The organism is Neisseria sp. P0008.S010, from assembly GCF_051962715.1.
Taxonomy (GTDB): Bacteria; Pseudomonadota; Gammaproteobacteria; order Burkholderiales; family Neisseriaceae; genus Neisseria; species Neisseria elongata.
In genome coordinates, this window is the sequence record NZ_JBQCVA010000444.1 from 1 (window position 1) to 234 (window position 234).

The window sequence follows — 234 nt, forward strand, 5'->3', positions numbered from 1 at the left end:
CCCAGTAATTCCGATTAACGCTTGCACCCTACGTATTACCGCGGCTGCTGGCACGTAGTTAGCCGGTGCTTATTCTTACGGTACCGTCATTAGCCCCGGGTATTAACCAGGACCGTTTCGTTCCGTACAAAAGCAGTTTACAACCCGAAGGCCTTCTTCCTGCACGCGGCATTGCTGGATCAGGCTTGCGCCCATTGTCCAAAATTCCCCACTGCTGCCACCCGTAGGCTGTCT

Annotated in this window: 1 rRNA gene; it reads right to left on the reverse strand. The window is 54.3% G+C overall.

The features are described 5' to 3' along the window. Window positions 1-234, reverse strand: a 16S ribosomal RNA gene (locus ACTHSL_RS14270); the annotation flags it as partial.